This is a genomic window from Pseudomonas sp. NFACC10-1 (assembly GCF_900119195.1).
Taxonomy (GTDB): domain Bacteria; phylum Pseudomonadota; class Gammaproteobacteria; order Pseudomonadales; family Pseudomonadaceae; genus Aquipseudomonas; species Aquipseudomonas cerasi.
On the sequence record NZ_FPJB01000006.1, the window covers coordinates 44374 to 59607 of the forward strand.

A 15234-nucleotide genomic window follows, 5' to 3' on the forward strand; every position below is an offset into this window, starting at 1 on the left:
TGAACGTTGTAGCTATTCAATAAAAATAAGGAGCTAGCTATGTTGAGTCGTCACGGGATTCGTTCCCTGTGCTGTGTCGCCGTCACTACCGCCATTCTGGGCATGAGTGGCATCACCTCCGCTGCCGAAGAAGTCAAAATCGGCTTTTTGGTCAAGCAGGCTGAAGAACCGTGGTTCCAGGCCGAATGGGCGGGTGCCGAAAAAGCTGGCAAGGAGCATGGCTTTACCGTCATCAAGATTGCCGTGCCAGATGGTGAAAAGACCCTGACCGCTATCGATAACCTCGCCGCCAACGGTGCCAAGGGCTTCGTGATCTGCCCGCCTGACGTGTCGCTCGGCCCTGCGATTGTGGCCAAGGCCAAAGCGCTGGGATTGAAAGTCATGGCCGTGGATGATCGCTTTGTCGACGCCAAGGGTAACTTCATGGAGGACGTGCCTTACCTGGGCATGGCTGCCTTTGAAGTAGGCCAGAAGCAGGGCGTCGAAATGGCCAAGGAAGCGAAAAGTCGCAAGTGGGACGAGGATGGCTGGAAAGGCACCTACGCGATCATCAACACTTATAACGAGCTGGATACCGGCAAGAAACGCACGGATGGTTCGGTGAAGTCACTTGAGGAAGCCGGCCTGCCGAAGGACCATATTGTCTTCACCGCACAGAAAACCCTCGATGTGCCAGGCAGCATGGACGCCACCAACTCGGCGCTGCCAAAACTTCCAGGCGATGCCAAAAGGCTGATCATCGGCGGTATGAACGACAACACCGTATTGGGTGGGGTACGTGCGACTTCTACCAATGGCTTTGAAGCGGATAACGTGATCGGGATCGGTATCAACGGCACCGATGCGATCGACGAACTTAAGAAGAAAAAAAGCGGCTTCTTTGGCTCTATGTTGCCGAACCCTGGCAAAGAGGGTTACGACACCGCGTTGCATGTTTACGAGTGGGCCACCAAGGGCACCGAACCACCCAAGTACACCGCTCTGGACGACGTGACACTGATCAAGCGCACCAACTTCCAGGAAATACTGACCGAGCGTGGTCTGTGGAAGTGAGCTGAACGAGGGGCCTGATGTTCAGGCCCCTCACACGTGCGAGGAGATTGGTTCATGCAACAGGCTATCGAGCAATACGCCGCAGGCGGTGCCTTGCGCTTCAACGGCATCGGCAAGGTCTTCCCCGGCGTCAAGGCGCTTTCGGACATCAGTTTCGAAGCGCGCCCCGGCAGCGTCCATGCATTGATGGGTGAAAACGGTGCCGGTAAATCCACGCTGCTGAAAATTCTCGGCGGCTCTTATCAGCCCAACAGCGGTGCCTTGCAGATCGGCGAGCAGAGCTATCAGTTCAAGTCCACCGCCGAGAGCATCGCGGCTGGCGTGGCGGTGATTCACCAGGAGCTGCATCTGGTGCCGGAAATGACCGTTGCCGAGAACCTGCTGCTCGGGCACATGCCCAATCGCTTCGGTCTGATCAATCGCGGTGCGATGTACCGCCGGGCCGGCGAGCTGCTCAAGGGCCTGGCTGACGAGATAGACCCACGTACACGTCTGGGCGATCTTTCGCTGGGGCAGCGGCAATTGGTCGAGATCGCCAAGGCCATGTCGCGCAATGCCCACGTCATTGCCTTCGACGAGCCCACCAGCAGCCTGTCGGCGCGCGAGATCGACCGACTGATGGCGATCATCGTGCGCCTGCGCGACGAGGGCCGAGTGATTCTTTACGTGTCGCATCGCATGGAAGAAATCTTCCGTGTCTGTGATGCGGTGACGGTGTTCAAGGACGGCCGTTTTGTAAAAACCTTCGAACAGATGGCTGATCTTGATCACGACCGACTGGTGACCTGTATGGTCGGGCGCGATATCCAGAACATCTACAACTACCGTCCGCGTCAGCACCAGGGGCCAAGTCTGCGCGTCACCGGCCTGCTGGGGCCGGGCCTGCATGAGCCGGTCACCTTTGCCGTGCAGAAGGGCGAAGTATTGGGCTTTTTCGGCCTGGTCGGCGCCGGGCGTACCGAGCTGTTCCGGCTGCTCTCGGGGCTTACCCGCAGCTCTGCAGGCAGCCTGCAACTGGACGGCAAACCGCTGACACTCAAGTCACCGCGTGATGCCATCGAGGCCGGAATTCTGCTCTGCCCGGAGGACCGCAAGAAAGAAGGCATCGTGCCGCTGTCCAGCGTCGCGGAGAACATCAACATCGGTGCGCGCCCCCGGCACGTGAACCTCGGTTGCCTGATTCAGGGCAGTTGGGAGCGTGACAACGCACGCAGCCAGATCAAGTCGATGAACGTCAAGACGCCATCGCCCGAGCAGCAGATCATGTACCTCTCTGGCGGCAATCAACAGAAAGCGATTCTTGGTCGCTGGCTGTCGATGCCCATGAAAGTCCTGCTGCTGGACGAGCCGACTCGCGGGATCGACGTCGGGGCCAAGTCCGAGATTTACGAGATCATCCACAACCTGGCCGCAGACGGTATCGCGGTGATTGTGGTCTCCAGCGATCTGATGGAAGTGATGGGCATTTCAGACCGCATTCTGGTGATGAGCGAAGGCGCAATCACCGGTGAACTCAATCGCGACGAGGCTGACGAGTCGCGACTTCTGCAATTGGCTCTGCCTCGCACGCGCGGCTGACAATCGGTCCCTGACCATGAACAATAAAAAAGAGGTGCGTATGTCTACCGAATCCAGCCTGCAGGCTCCCCGTCAGGGCATGAACCTGCGTCGTTTCGCCGATGACTGGGTGATGCTCCTGGCTGCCGTGGGAATCTTCATTTTGTGTGCCGTGTTCATCGACAACTTCATGTCGCCGCTCAACATGCGGGGTCTGGGCCTGGCGATTTCCACAGTGGGCATCGCTGCCTGCACCATGCTCTTCTGCCTGGCGTCCGGGCACTTCGACCTTTCGGTCGGCTCGGTGCTGGCCTGTTCCGGGGTGATCGCCAGTATCGTCATCCGCGACACCGACAGTGTGTTTCTGGGCGTCTCGGCAGCTCTGGCGCTCGGACTGGTGGTGGGCCTGATCAACGGCATCGTGATTGCCAAGCTGCGCATCAACGCCCTGATCACGACCCTGGCAACGATGCAGATCGTGCGCGGCCTGGCGTACATTTTCTCCAACGGCAAGGCTGTCGGCGTTTCCAACGAGGATTTCTTCATCTTTGGTAATGGCCAGGTGTACGGCGTGCCGGTACCGATTCTGATCACCATCGCCTGCTTCATATTCTTCGGCTGGCTGCTCAATTACACCACTTACGGGCGCAACACCATGGCCATCGGCGGCAATCAGGAAGCTGCGCTGCTGGCGGGTGTACACGTAGACCGTACCAAGATCATCATCTTCGCCGTCCACGGTCTGGTGGGGGCACTGGCAGGCGTGGTGCTGGCCTCGCGCATGACCTCGGGTCAGCCGATGATCGGACAGGGCTTCGAGCTGACGATCATTTCTGCCTGCGTACTGGGCGGGGTTTCGCTGAGCGGCGGCATCGGCATGATCCGGCATGTGATCGCCGGGGTGCTGATTCTGGCGATTATCGAAAATGCGATGAACCTCAAGAACATCGACACCTTCTACCAGTACGTGATTCGCGGCACGATCCTGTTGCTGGCGGTGATCATCGACCGGATGAAGCGTCGCTAAATTGCCCGGGCGCTGGTTCTGATGAATCAGCGTCCCTTTCATGCCGGATTCAGTCCCGTACTGCGTTTCATCAACCGCCCAAAGTGTAACTACCGCGGTAGTTGAAATAGCAAACCGCCCGTGCGTGCGGTCTGAATCCATTCTTTCCGCGTTTCAGCGAGAATGCGGCGCCAGCGCCGAGCTGCCCAGCCGGGTCAGTCCGTAAAGCGCTGCACCGACCGCCAGCATGATGCCTGCTCGCAGCCAGGTTTCCGGACCTTGCTGAGTGAGCAGCAACAGGCACGAAAGAATGCCCAGCAGCGGAATAACCCAGTGGACCTGAAAGTGCCCGGCTTCGACCTTGTCGCGCTTGAGTACCAGCACGGCGATGTTCACGCTGAGAAATACGAAGAGCAGTAACAGCACGACTGTTTCGGCGAGGATGGTCAGGGTGCTGGTGAAGGACAGGGCAATGGCCACCAGCGTGGTCGCCAGAATTGCCAGCCCCGGCGTGCGGCGCTTGGGCAGCACCGAACCCATCACTGCAGGTAACAGTCCTTCGCGGGCCATGCCGAAGGTCAGTCGGCTGGCCATGATCATGGTCAGCAGCGCGCCGTTGGCCACCGCAATCAGCGCAATGACCGCAAACCAGGGCGCAGGTATGCCGAGCCCCGAGGCACTCACTACGTCCATCAGTGGTGCTTGGGAATCCTTGAGTTGCTCGACCGGCAGGACCATCGCTGCGCCCACGCCAACCAGCATGTACACCGCGCCGGCAGCCAGCAGTGCACCGAACAGGGCGCGTGGATAGACCTTGCGCACATCCTTGATCTCTTCGGCAAGATTGGCCGAAGTTTCAAACCCTACGAACGAATAGAACGCCAGCAATGAGGCACCGAGAATCGCTGTGGCGGGGGATGCGCTGTCCAGTTCAAACACGCGTTGCGGCACGCCTTGCCCTTGACTGACGAACCACACTGCCGCAGCGATGACCATCAGCAAGCCGCTCAGCTCGATGACTGTCATGACCAGATTGGCTGAAAGCGATTCCTTGATACCGCGTGCGTTGAGCAGGCCGACGATGACCAGAAATGCTACACAGACCCACTGCGCAGGCCAGTCGAGCAGCGCCTGAAAGTAGTCGCCGGCAAACGCCACGGCCAGTCCGGCAGCGCTGGTAACGCCAGCCGCGACCATGGAGAAGCCGACCAGAAACGAGAGCAGCGGCTTGCCGAAGGCTTTTTCGGCGTACACCGCGGCACCGCCCGCACGCGGGTATTTGGTCACCAGTTCGGCGTAGGACGCTGCGGTCAGCAAGGCAAAGCAGAGGGCAATCAGCAAGGGCGCCCAGATGGCTCCGCCGACGCGTCCGGCTATCGTGCCTGCCAATGCATAGACGCCAGCACCCAGCACGTCGCCGAGGATGAACAGGGTCAACATGGGCGCGGTGATCGCCCGGCGCAGTGATGAGGTGTCGGGAGTGGCCATGGTAGAAAATTCCTTTTCATTGACGCTACACAAGGCTAAAGGCCAAAGAGGGTAAGCGTTGGTCTGTTCATTGGCTCGTTCGAGCGTAGACCGTCAGCGACGCTGCTTTCTACAGTACGCAAGCAAGCGTCATTCAGGATCTGGCAGCGACAGCAGTCGGTACAGGCATGAAAAAGTGATCCTGATAACGGAGGTAAATTCAATCCGATGGACATCAAGCCTGACCGGCGGCGGTTTCAGTTCCACTGCGCGCAATAAAGTGGAGCATTCGGTTTGCAGGCTGTCTCAACCTTGCACTTGAGCCGATCGACAGAGGATACGAAGGTGGGACATGACAGCCAGCAACAGTTCCGTTTGGTCTGGAAGACACTGCAAACATTAAGGGCGGAGGTGCGTAACCTGCAGCTCAGTGAACTGGAGCGTGTTGAGCGTTTAAGGGGGCAGCAGACGGTAGACACCCGCGAAGCTATCCAGCAATCGTTCGTCGGGCTTGAACAGGCAATCGATGATATCGAGGCCACGCTGGCGACCATTGGCGAGGCGACCGGAGAGATCGGCAAGCTTTGATCGTCCCGCAGAGCGCCTGACTCCAGAGCCGTCTGATGGCGGCCCTGGAGTCGTTTGCGCAGAGGAAACTCAGATTTTCGGGCCAATCCAGCGGGGCGCGTTTCTCAAATCTTCACGCTGCTGTTGATCCGGTGATTTATGCGTCTCGCCGTATTCCACATGCAACTCGCCATCCAGGCGGTTGCTCGATGAACCGTCCTCTTGTGGCGTCTCGTCGAAATGCTTCCATTCGGCACTCTGGAAACGAAACAGGCTGTCGTCTTCCGGTGCTTCGCGCTCCCTGTAGTGATGGATCGAATAGTGGGCGTACTCGACCTTGTCACCCCAGTCAGCCTGCAACAGGCCGTCAGCGGCCAGGTCGCGATACCAGTCATTTTCCTTTTCGGAGGCTTTCTGCTTTTTGTTGTGGTCCACGAAGTAGCCAATGACTCCGCCTACCACCGCAACCACCACCCCGACCAGAAAGAAAGGTCCGGCCAGGGCTGTGGCCGCTGCGCCTCCTGCACCCACCAGTGCGGCGGTGCCCAACACGCCGGCTGAAGCGCCGAACGCGCCGCCCGCAATTTGCAGACCGCCTGCGGCCTGAGCCAGTTTGTCACCGGATTTGACACCGTCCCTGATGGTAAACGCTCCCAGCACGATGTCGGCGAAACCGCCGGCCAGATCTGTCGCCGGACCGAGAACCTTGACCACCGAACCGGCAATCTTGCTGGCCATCCCCGGCTTCAACTTGGTCTCGCTGTCCAGTCGCTGAGAGATGCCTTGCATTGCGGTGCGTTCGCTTTCAGCGCTACCGGTCAGGTCACCGATAACGGCCATCCGAGTGTCATCAGGGATGTCCAGTGCGTTGCGGATCTCGTCGAGCCGTGCCGCAGAAAGACCGCTGGGGCTGACTTCAACCTTCGGCGGTTTCATGTCCTGCTTGCCCCAGATTTCCGGCACGGTCTTGTCCAGCCCGAGTAAATCAACCAGGCCGCCTTTGCCCATCAGGTCACCCACCTTGTCGGCCAGGCGCACAAAATGGCTGGCGCCACCGGCAAAGCTGAGGAAGTCCTTGGCGATGGCCAGGCGCTGGAGCGGTGTCTCGCCGAGCTTGCCGCCATTCCCGACCATTTGATAAATGGCCGAGAACAAAGACACGCCAGCCGCGACGGAGCCCATGACACCCTTGCTGTTCAGCGTGTTGAAAATCTCGCCCAGCTTGCCGCGATCGGCGACCGGAATATAAGGCTTGGACAGGGCAGTCTTTATGTCGGCCTCACTGACTTTGCCATTTTTCTGATAAGCATCGCCCACTTCCTTCAGCGCCTTGGCGATATCAGCAGGTTTGGCGTTGCCCACGACGCCTTCCTCGATGAATTTCTCGAACGTCGGCTGCAGGAAGCGCGGCATGTCCACCAGAAAGCCTTTGAGTTCTGCCTTGAGCAGGCCGAACAGATCCTTGGTGGCGAGGGCGTTGTTTTCGTCACTGATTTTCGAAGGGTCGGCCACCAGGTCATTGAGGTCGCTGGTCAATCCGTCGGCCTGGATGGACTGCGCTGCCTTGCTGGCGGCTTCGGGATCGACCAGTGCCAGTGAGGACAACGTGTCGCTCAGGTCCTTTTGCGCTTCCTGGCCGAGCCCCTGTTTCTGCAAGTCCTTGAGGTAAAGTACGTAGTCGGGGCTCGCGGTGAGGTCCAGCAGTTTTTGCTTGATCTCGTCCTTGTTGGGCACCTTGTTCACGGCATCGGTCAGCTTGCTCTGGTAGTCCTGCTGCACCGTAGGGTCGGAGAACAGCGTAGTCAGTTGCTCCTGCAGCTTGCCACCGTCAATGATGTCGTGCATGTCCGCCGAGCTCAGCTGAGTCTGCTTGCTGTCGAACTCTCGCCATGTGCCGCCGAATGCACCTTGTGCCTCCTCGTAGCCGGTCAGGCCGCGGCCATTGTCGTAGGCGGCCTGCGCTTCGATGGCCCGGACCAGCTTGGCGCGCGGATCGTCCTTGGGGATATCACCGTTTTTTACGCCTTCGCGGTATTGGTCGAGGAGCTCCTTGGTCGCCAGCTCACCCACATTCAGTTCTTCGGATTTTTCGTCATCCTTGTCAGCCTTCACACCGGTTTTCTGACCCATGAGGTCAACTTCGGACGCACCGGGCAGGTTATGCCGACTGCGGGTTTCACTGATATTGCCGGTGCCCAGCTCATTCCATTTCTGCACCACGTCGTCATACAGCTGGGGGCTGGCGTCCTTGGAGACGATGAACTTGCCGTCGTCGTTCTCGAAGCGGATCAGCCCGGAACCCAGCTCGTCTGGCGAACCGATGGTGATGTCCTGGTTTTTCAGAAAATCGTTGGGGCCTGCCAACGTGTAGCCTTCTTCGCGGCTGCTGTTGATCTTGTCCCAAGCGTCCTTTAGCGTGGTGACCTTGTCGAACAGATCGGGTGTCAGTGCCTGGGTCACGACAATCACTTCGCCGCTCTGATTCTTGTAGCTGATCTGGCTGCCTTCCTGGCCGGGTATCCAGTTGAATTCGGTGATGTCGTTAAGGCCCGGTAAAGACGTGTTGCCGTCGGCGAGGAGTTGTCCTTCATTGACCGCCTTTTCCAGCGCTGCGCGTTTTTCGGGGTCTGAAACGACGCTTTGCAGTCCCGTCAAAAACTTGAACAGGCCGGGATTGTCATCACGGGCGACCACCACTTTTTCGCCGTTGTGTTCATAGCGAATGGTGCCAGGGCCGGCCTCGTTCAGCGGGCCGACGGTGGTGCCGAACACGGGCGGCCAGACTTCATTGTCGCCCGCGCGGCGATAACCTTCCGACTCGCTTTTGCTCAGCCCCGTCAGCGAGTTGTAGGCATCCTTGGCGGCAGCATACAGATCGGGGTTATCGCGCTCGGACACCACAACTTTGTTGCCATCGCGGTCAACATAGCGCATCACCCCCGGTCCGACCTCGTCGACCGGACCGACTTCTGCGAAATCGCCCAGTTTTGCGGGGATTTTTTCATCCGCGCCGGCCGCCCGATAGCCCTCCTGCTGGCTGCTGTTTATGCCGGAAAGGGATTTGAAGTCCGATGCAACCTGCTTGAACAGTTCCGGGTTGTCCTGTTGCGACACCATGATCTTGCTGCCGTCGGCGGCCTCATAGCGAATCAGGCCCGGCCCCATTTCATCCGGTGCCCCGATGCGCAGGTAGCCACCCAGGTTCGATGGCGCCTCGGCACCCGCCGCAGCCGGCTTGTAGCCCTGCGTCACGCTGGTCTTGAAGCCGGCGAGCCTGGGCTGATCCGCTACCACTTGCTGGTAGAGCGCCGGGCTGGTGGACCGGTAGACCAGTACGTGATCACCTTTCTCTGTCACATAGCGAATCGTATCGGCGGCGACAGTGCCCGGCTTTTCTATGGACGCATAATCGCCCAGCGCAGGCGCTTTCTCGGTCGCGCTTGCCGGACGATAGGTGCTGCTGCGGTTGCTCGATTGCAGCACCTGATTGAAGCGGATATTCGCGTTACCGCTGGGGGCAGGGCTGGGGGCGGGTGTCGGGCTGACCGTTGACGTCGACATGGCGGGTAACTCCTGGTGTGGACAGTAGATGCGATTGGCCGTTGAACAAGATGTACTTCAGCCGCTCGCTAAAATCGCCATGTGTTGCGCAGCAGCCTTGACAGTCAGGCAATACACGTTGGCGACCCTGAAGTTTCAAACACATTGCACAGGGCATGGTTAAAACGAGTGCACACTTCTATAGTTTGAACGGGTTCTCGTTTTACGAATGTCCGGTCAGTGAACTTACTGAGCAGACACTAACACTTGGCGGGCGATAAGGAAGATCAATGCCTGCGTTTTCACAACGTTTCACACGCCTGCCGAGTATCAGTTCGTACGCTTGGAGGCCACGCAGCACAGTATCTGTGGCGTGGCTGATACCTGAAAACTTAATCTCTTCAGAAATAAGACAGTAATAAATATCATTTTGATATCATTGTTGGTTAATTATTTTAACGGGTTGTGAAAACGCAATTTCACAACTTTTCACAGCATCCGATAATTCGCCTTGCGTAGTATTGATCTGGCGGAACAGTGAACGCATTGCTTGCTGGGATCATCAAGTAACAGTCCCGGGTTCATTGTTCGGTGATGGCATATTGCTCTGCCTCTCGGCAGTTGAAACTTCCCCCTCGAAGCAAGGAGAAACAACATGAGTGAGACTGCACCAGTAAGCTCCGGCAATTCGGACGCGGCAATCGAAAAGATGTCCGCTACCTTTGACATGGCTATCGAGAAATCAGCCAAGATCACTGAAATCTCCACTGCCAAGAAGGCAGAGCTGGACGCTACCAAGCAACGTCCTCAGAACTGATGTCGTGGTGTGGGCGGCGGCGCTGCCGCCCACACTCGCTTCTTGCACGATTTGCACCACGTCTTTCGATCGACAGCTTTACCCGGCTCTGACGTGCCGTTTCCGGTAGATCACACGGTGGTGACTCGATCATGACAGCCCTGATTTCATTGAGCGCAACGCCAGACGCTGCCGAGCAGGATTATGGCGTGGCATTGCTCGAAATTCTCCACGGCTTGCACCAGGGCGTTGCTCTGACGCTCGACAAGCCGCTCTATACAATCGGCAGTGCCGCCATGGCCGACCTTGTGCTGGGCGATGCCGGTATCGCTGCGCAGCATGCGCGCCTGCGGTTTTCCGAAGATCTCGTTGCCATTGAAGCGATGGGCGGCGACGTAACCGCAATGGATGCGCTCGGCAAGAGTCTGCTTATCCCCGAGGGGCATGGGCAGCGACTCGGGTTGCCCGTCGAACTGACGCTTGGACAAAGCCGTCTGCGCTTGCGCAGTACTCGACCTGCAAAAGCCTCGTCCGTTGAGCCGCGTAAACTGCACGCATTCAAGGTGCCGGTGTTGGGCGCGCTGTTGCTGCTGGTGACATGCGCCACTGCATTTGCGTTTCGTGCGCCGCCAGAGGCTGTGTCGCACCGCGGTGCCGTCGGTATGCCTGCAGCGCCTGCCAATGTATCTGCGCCGACGCTGGCCGAAGCCCGGACCTGGCTGGATCAAGCACTGCGCGACGCCAGGCTTGGTCAATTGCGCGTCCACGAGCAGGATGGTCAGCTGAGTGTGGCAGGCGGCTATCCCGCCGATCTTAAAAGCAGCTGGTTAAAGGTTCAGCGCGATTTCGACAGCCGCTTTGGTCAGCGCATCGTCCTGACCCCCAATGTTCAGGTGAGCGCGGCGGTTGCGACGCCACGTGTGCGCCTGCAAGCCGTCTGGTTCGGACGCAATCCATATGTCATCGACGAGCATGGCAAGCGCGTCTATCCCGGCGCGATACTGGCGGACGACTGGACGCTGGAAAGTATCGAAGGTGATCAGGTACGTCTGGTGCGTGGTCAGGAACGGTTTGCCTTCACATTATGAAAGTCGACCTGCGACCCATCACCCCGACTTCTCCGGAGTCCTTGCCAGCTGTCGAGCGTGTCGCGCCGACGCAGCCCAGACAAGGCACGCGATTCGAAGCGCTGCTGGATCAACGCGAGCGCAAGGTCCGTCGCTCACTGCGTGGCGAGCTTGAACAGACCGAGCAGGCCGCTGGTGTCGCCGCGCCATTGTTTGGCCCGGCGCGCTCGCTGCAAGTATTGCACTACGTGCTTGATGAAGTGCTGCCCGCGCTGGATGCAGAACCTGAAATCCGCGAGTTGGCTGAAGAGGTGATTCGAGAGGAAATCGAATTGCGTCTCTTGCTTGAACAGCAGCGCGCCGAGGTGCAGCCATGAGTGCAGCCCAGGACCGCGAATGTGTCGAGTTGTTGACCGGGCTCGGTAATCTGTACCGCCGCAGCGGTCAACCGCAGCGGGCACTGGTGATGTTGCTGATTGCCATCCAGCTGGCGCCGACCGACACCGCGCTATTGCACAGTCTGGCGCTGGCATTCACTGACAGTGGAGATGCTGACAGGGCCCTCGCTGCACTGGACCGTCTGGTCGAGCAGCAGGGCGAAAGTCCGTCCCTGCTTTTGTTGCGTAGCCGGGCACTATGGAAGGCCGGTCGCCGGGACGAAGCACGTCAGTGTTTCAGACGTTACCTGGATGCCCGGAGGGCCGCGCAATGACCCTCATGAACCGCCTCAACCGACTGGCCGAAATTGCCTCGAAACGCACCGATGTGATCATCGTAGCGTTCATGCTCATGGCCATCGCAATGATGATCATACCGCTGCCCACCTACCTGGTGGACGCGCTGATTGCTCTGAACATTGCGCTCAGCCTGCTGATTCTGATCGTCGCGTTTTACATCAATCATTCGGTGGAATTTTCGGCATTGCCACCGCTGATCCTGCTCAGCACCCTGTTTCGTCTTTCGCTGTCGATCACCACGACACGTCTGATCCTGCTGGATGGCAATGCCGGTCATATCGTCAAGGCGTTCGGCGACTTTGTGATCGCAGGTCAGGTCGTGGTCGGGCTGGTGGTGTTTCTGATCATTACCGTGGCGCAATTCGTGGTCATCACCAAAGGCGCCGAGCGGGTCGCCGAAGTCGCTGCACGGTTTACCCTCGATGCAATGCCGGGCAAGCAGATGAGCATCGACAACGATCTGCGCAACGGTGACATCGATCAGGCCGAAGCCAGGCGCCGTCGTTCGCGCCTGGAGCGGGAAAGCCAGATGTTCGGGGCCATGGACGGTGCCATGAAATTCGTCAAGGGCGATGCCATTGCCGGGCTGGTGATCCTGTTCGTCAATCTGCTGGGCGGCATGATGATCGGCATGGTTCAGCGGGGTATGCCATTCGCCGAGGCGGCGCATACTTATTCGCTGCTGACCGTCGGCGATGGTCTGATCGCGCAGATCCCGGCGTTGTTGATTTCGGTGGCTGCAGGCACCGTGGTCACGCGGGTCAACAGCGATGGCGAAGAGCGCGACCTGGGCACCGAAATCGTCAGGCAATTGGGGGCCAGCCATCGGGCGCTGGGGCTGACCGCACTGATTCTGCTTGGCGTCGGGCTGCTGCCCGGATTTCCCATGCCGGTATTCGTAGTGCTGGCGGCACTGCTTGGCGGCAGCGCATTTTTCCTCTGGCGTCGTCAGCATCGGGCCAGCCTTCCCACTGCACAGCTCGAGCAACCTGAGCAACTGTCGGCGACTGAACCCGAGCCGGTCGTCGTGCAGGAGGATGCCGAGCGTCCCCGCGACACCCGGGTACTGTTGAGCATCGGGGCAGGGTTGGCCGAGGCGGCACCCCTGCAGCCGCTGCGCCAGCGCATCGAAGCCATGTGTCACGACATTCGCACGGATCTGGGAGTCGAGGTGCCGGTGCCGGACGTCTATCTGGATCGCTCAATGGCGGCAGATCGCTTTCAGGTCGAGCTGGAGGACGTACCGGTCTGCGAAGGTGAATTCAGTGCCACGTCGCTGCTGCTACAGGATGATCCGCTGCATGCACAACTTATCTCCGTGGAGCCCTTCGAAGCCCCTTCGCCGATCAGTTCGCGTCCCGGTCGTTGGGTAGATCGCGAGCATGCCGATCAGTTGCAGGAGGCGGGCATCGGCTTTCTGTTCGCCGACGAAATCCTGCGCGCCACGCTGGAGCGCACCTTGCGTCGCTATGCTGCAGATTTCCTGGGTATTCAGGAAACCCGCGTGATGCTGGAGCAGCTTGAAGGCAAGTACGCAGAACTGGTCAAGGAGGCGTTACGCATCCTGCCGCTGCAACGTATTGCCGAAGTATTGCGGTTGCTGGTTGCCGAAGGTGTGTCAATACGCAACCGCCGTGGATTGCTGGAGGCGATGGTGGAGTGGGGCGGTCGCGAAGCCGATGCCGGGCGTCTGACTGAACATCTGCGCGCAGCGCTGGCGCGTCAGGTCAGCCACCAGTATGCCGATCGCAACCGGGTGATCAGCGCATTTGTGCTGGCCCCTGCCCTCGAAGAAAAATTGCGTACCGCGTTGGGCCGCCAGGACAGAAATCGTGACGCGCTGCCCGATGACATTGGACGGACCGTGCTTGGACAATTGCGGCGCCTGTGCGCTGTGCTGCCCGAAGATGAGTCGACGGTATTGCTGGTACACCCCGAGCTGCGTCGCGGCCTGCGCCGCATCATCCTGCGTGGCGAGCTGCAGTTGCCTGTGCTGTCGTATCGCGAGCTGGCCAGCGAATACAACCTTCAAGCGGTCGGCACTGTCAGCCTGACCGATATCACTGCGCGCCCGGCCCCCAAGGCTGACGCGGCCACCTCTCTGGCGACTGCCTCATGATCCGTTCCGCTTCTGTAATTCGTCTGTTGTTTCTGGCGCTCAGTGCCTTGCTCATCGCTGGCGGTGCGAACGCCGAAACCATCGCCAAAGGCGCCAAGGGCACCGTTGATCTGGCGATTGGCGAAGGCCGGGTTCTGCATTTCTCGGCACCGGTGGACTCGGTCATGGTCGCAGAGCCAGGCATTGCCGACCTGCAGGTGGTATCGCCCGGTGTGATTTACGTGTTCGGCAAAACAGCCGGGCAGACCAGCCTGATCGCGCTGGACAGCGAGGGTCGGGAAACCGCGACCCTGAGCCTCGCCGTGAGCAGCGGCACGGCAGCGGTGAGCCGCCCGCTCAAGGCGCTGCACCCGCAGAGTCAGGCGCGCATCAATGCCAGCGGCAGCCGTGTGATCGCCAGCGGCGCCGTCCAGGATGTCGGTGAAGCGACCGACCTGAATGCCTTGCTGAGCACCGAGGGCCAGAACTTTCAGTCGACGGTCAACAGCGCCACTTACGCAGGCTCGGCACAGGTCAACATCCGTGTACGTTTCGCTGAAGTTTCACGCTCCGAACTGCTGCGCTATGGGGTGAACTGGAATGCGCTGTTCAATAACGGCACCTTTTCGTTTGGCCTGCTGACCGGTGGCAGCCTGGCTGCCGATGCCGCAAGCGGCGCGTCAAACGTCATCAGCGCCGGGCTCACCTCGGGTAACGTCAACATCGATGCGATGCTTGAGGCGTTGCAAAACAATGGCGTGCTTGAGGTGCTGGCAGAGCCGAACATCACGGCGATGACCGGGCAGACGGCGAGCTTTCTGGCGGGGGGTGAAGTGGCTGTACCGGTGCCCGTCAACCGTGAGGTGGTCGGTATCGAATACAAGCCTTACGGCGTCTCGCTATTGTTCAGCCCGACGCTGCTGCCCAACGGCCGTATTGCCCTGCAAGTACGTCCTGAAGTCAGCAGCCTGATGAGCACCACCACGCTGGACGTCAATGGCTACCAGGTGCCTTCGTTCCGTGTGCGACGTGCCGACACCCGCGTGGAAGTCGGCAGCGGCCAGACATTCGCCATTGCCGGGCTGTTCCAGCGCGAGAGCAGTCAGGACATGGATAAGGTACCGATGCTTGGCGACATGCCGATTCTTGGCAGTCTGTTTCGCTCCAAACGCTTTCAGCGCAACGAGACCGAACTGGTGATTCTGATCACCCCTTATCTGGTCGAACCGGTCAAGGAGCGTGTGGCCGCCACCCCGTTGGACAAGCAGCGCGCAGCCAGCACCGCAGCGGCCGGACCGCGCAGTGGCGGCGCGTTCGGCTTTTACATGAACTGACAGGAACCGGCC

The 15234-nt window shown here is 59.5% G+C and carries 12 protein-coding genes; 10 read left to right on the top strand and 2 right to left on the bottom strand.

Annotated features, from left to right (window positions below; all coding sequences use genetic code 11):
• Positions 1–39: 39 nt before the first annotated feature.
• From BT119_RS17655 to araH, 3 genes are read left to right on the top strand one after another with little or no spacing between them, the layout of a single operon-like run.
• A complete protein-coding gene (locus tag BT119_RS17655; RefSeq protein WP_058416144.1) occupies positions 40–1053 on the top strand; it encodes a substrate-binding domain-containing protein in 1014 nt (337 codons plus the stop codon).
• Positions 1054–1107: 54 nt separating this feature from the next.
• Positions 1108–2631: an L-arabinose ABC transporter ATP-binding protein AraG gene (gene araG, locus BT119_RS17660; protein ID WP_072366496.1), complete on the top strand. Its 1524-nt coding sequence runs from the start codon at positions 1108–1110 to the stop codon at positions 2629–2631.
• A gap of 40 nt (positions 2632–2671) precedes the next feature.
• Positions 2672–3637, top strand: a complete 966-nt coding sequence (araH, locus tag BT119_RS17665; RefSeq protein WP_003369163.1) for an L-arabinose ABC transporter permease AraH — start codon at positions 2672–2674, stop codon at positions 3635–3637.
• Positions 3638–3790: 153 nt separating this feature from the next.
• On the opposite strand, the gene BT119_RS17670 is transcribed toward araH, so the two are convergent.
• Positions 3791–5104: an APC family permease gene (locus tag BT119_RS17670; RefSeq protein ID WP_003369165.1), complete on the bottom strand. Its 1314-nt coding sequence runs from the start codon at positions 5102–5104 to the stop codon at positions 3791–3793.
• A gap of 324 nt (positions 5105–5428) precedes the next feature.
• Here BT119_RS17670 and BT119_RS17675 point away from each other — a divergent pair, with 324 nt between their 5' ends.
• Positions 5429–5671, top strand: a complete 243-nt coding sequence (locus BT119_RS17675) for a hypothetical protein (protein ID WP_042930737.1) — start codon at positions 5429–5431, stop codon at positions 5669–5671.
• 69 nt (positions 5672–5740) lie between these two features.
• Here the strand turns inward: BT119_RS17675 and BT119_RS17680 are convergent, their stop codons facing one another.
• Positions 5741–9211 carry a hypothetical protein gene (locus BT119_RS17680; protein ID WP_072366501.1) on the bottom strand — a complete coding sequence of 1157 codons (3471 nt, stop codon included), beginning with the start codon at positions 9209–9211 and terminating at the stop codon, positions 5741–5743.
• Between the two features lie 634 nt (positions 9212–9845).
• On the opposite strand from BT119_RS17680, the gene BT119_RS27300 reads away from it, so the two are divergent.
• The 6 genes from BT119_RS27300 (at position 9846) to BT119_RS17705 (ending at position 15222) form a co-directional block, all read left to right on the top strand.
• Positions 9846–10007: a hypothetical protein gene (locus BT119_RS27300; RefSeq protein WP_003369172.1), complete on the top strand. Its 162-nt coding sequence runs from the start codon at positions 9846–9848 to the stop codon at positions 10005–10007.
• 131 nt (positions 10008–10138) lie between these two features.
• On the top strand, positions 10139–11074 hold the full coding sequence (locus BT119_RS17685; protein ID WP_072366503.1) for a SctD/MshK family protein: 936 nt from the start codon (positions 10139–10141) through the stop codon (positions 11072–11074).
• A complete protein-coding gene (locus BT119_RS17690) occupies positions 11071–11430 on the top strand; it encodes a hypothetical protein (protein ID WP_003434228.1) in 360 nt (119 codons plus the stop codon). The genes BT119_RS17685 and BT119_RS17690 overlap by 4 nt, the downstream gene beginning before the upstream one ends.
• Positions 11427–11765 (top strand): type III secretion apparatus assembly chaperone SctY, encoded by a 339-nt coding sequence (locus BT119_RS17695; RefSeq protein WP_003434227.1) that lies wholly within the window; start codon positions 11427–11429, stop codon positions 11763–11765. The genes BT119_RS17690 and BT119_RS17695 overlap by 4 nt, the downstream gene beginning before the upstream one ends.
• Positions 11762–13909 carry a type III secretion system export apparatus subunit SctV gene (gene sctV / locus BT119_RS17700; protein WP_072366505.1) on the top strand — a complete coding sequence of 716 codons (2148 nt, stop codon included), beginning with the start codon at positions 11762–11764 and terminating at the stop codon, positions 13907–13909. The genes BT119_RS17695 and sctV overlap by 4 nt, the downstream gene beginning before the upstream one ends.
• Positions 13906–15222 carry a type II and III secretion system protein family protein gene (locus tag BT119_RS17705; RefSeq protein WP_003369185.1) on the top strand — a complete coding sequence of 439 codons (1317 nt, stop codon included), beginning with the start codon at positions 13906–13908 and terminating at the stop codon, positions 15220–15222. Before sctV ends, BT119_RS17705 begins: the two co-directional genes overlap by 4 nt.
• Positions 15223–15234: the final 12 nt, after the last annotated feature.

What these genes read in the sequence shown, in the direction of transcription:
- BT119_RS17655 (WP_058416144.1), top strand. Translation starts at nt 40, where the DNA reads ATGTTGAGTCGTCACGGGATTCGTTCCCTGTGCTGTGTCGCCGTCACT.
- araG (WP_072366496.1), top strand. Translation starts at nt 1,108, where the DNA reads ATGCAACAGGCTATCGAGCAATACGCCGCAGGCGGTGCCTTGCGCTTC.
- araH (WP_003369163.1), top strand. Translation starts at nt 2,672, where the DNA reads ATGTCTACCGAATCCAGCCTGCAGGCTCCCCGTCAGGGCATGAACCTG.
- BT119_RS17670 (WP_003369165.1), bottom strand. Translation starts at nt 5,104, where the DNA reads ATGGCCACTCCCGACACCTCATCACTGCGCCGGGCGATCACCGCGCCC.
- BT119_RS17680 (WP_072366501.1), bottom strand. Translation starts at nt 9,211, where the DNA reads ATGTCGACGTCAACGGTCAGCCCGACACCCGCCCCCAGCCCTGCCCCC.
- BT119_RS27300 (WP_003369172.1), top strand. Translation starts at nt 9,846, where the DNA reads ATGAGTGAGACTGCACCAGTAAGCTCCGGCAATTCGGACGCGGCAATC.
- BT119_RS17685 (WP_072366503.1), top strand. Translation starts at nt 10,139, where the DNA reads ATGACAGCCCTGATTTCATTGAGCGCAACGCCAGACGCTGCCGAGCAG.
- BT119_RS17690 (WP_003434228.1), top strand. Translation starts at nt 11,071, where the DNA reads ATGAAAGTCGACCTGCGACCCATCACCCCGACTTCTCCGGAGTCCTTG.
- BT119_RS17695 (WP_003434227.1), top strand. Translation starts at nt 11,427, where the DNA reads ATGAGTGCAGCCCAGGACCGCGAATGTGTCGAGTTGTTGACCGGGCTC.
- sctV (WP_072366505.1), top strand. Translation starts at nt 11,762, where the DNA reads ATGACCCTCATGAACCGCCTCAACCGACTGGCCGAAATTGCCTCGAAA.
- BT119_RS17705 (WP_003369185.1), top strand. Translation starts at nt 13,906, where the DNA reads ATGATCCGTTCCGCTTCTGTAATTCGTCTGTTGTTTCTGGCGCTCAGT.